Annotated in this window: 1 pseudogene; it reads left to right on the top strand. The window is 65.8% G+C overall.

The features are described 5' to 3' along the window. Nucleotides 1–9: 9 nt before the first annotated feature. Nucleotides 10–392 (top strand): annotated as a pseudogene (locus G3I71_RS49590) (sugar ABC transporter permease); the annotation flags it as partial.

Below are 392 nucleotides of genomic sequence, written 5' to 3'. Positions count from 1 at the left end.
ACGTTCGTCATGAGCACGCAGAACGTGATGTTCGGCGAGGCCGCGTTCGTCGGGACGGACAACTTCGAGCGGCTGTGGCGGGACCGGATCTTCTGGCAGGCGATGTACAACAGCGCCCGCTACATGGTCCTCACTCTCGTCATCCTCATCCCCGTCCCGCTGCTGCTCGCCGTCGTGATCAACTCGCGGCTCGGGTCGCCCCGTCTGAAGAACCTCTTCAAGGCGTCGATGTTCATCCCGGCCCTGACGTCCGTGGTCGTGGCCGGCATCATCTTCCGGCTCATGTTCGCCGAGACGAGCACGGGCCTGGTCAACCAGGTGATCGCGTGGTTCGGGGCGGACCCCGTGCGGTGGCTGCGCACCGACGTCGGTGGTCTCGTCGCGCTGCTGGC

Origin of the sequence: Streptomyces sp. SID12501, assembly GCF_010550245.1 — a bacterium.
In the GTDB taxonomy this organism is placed as follows: domain Bacteria; phylum Actinomycetota; class Actinomycetes; order Streptomycetales; family Streptomycetaceae; genus Streptomyces.
Note: the sequence above shows the minus strand (reverse complement) of the source record. Positions and strands in the feature narration are given on the sequence as shown.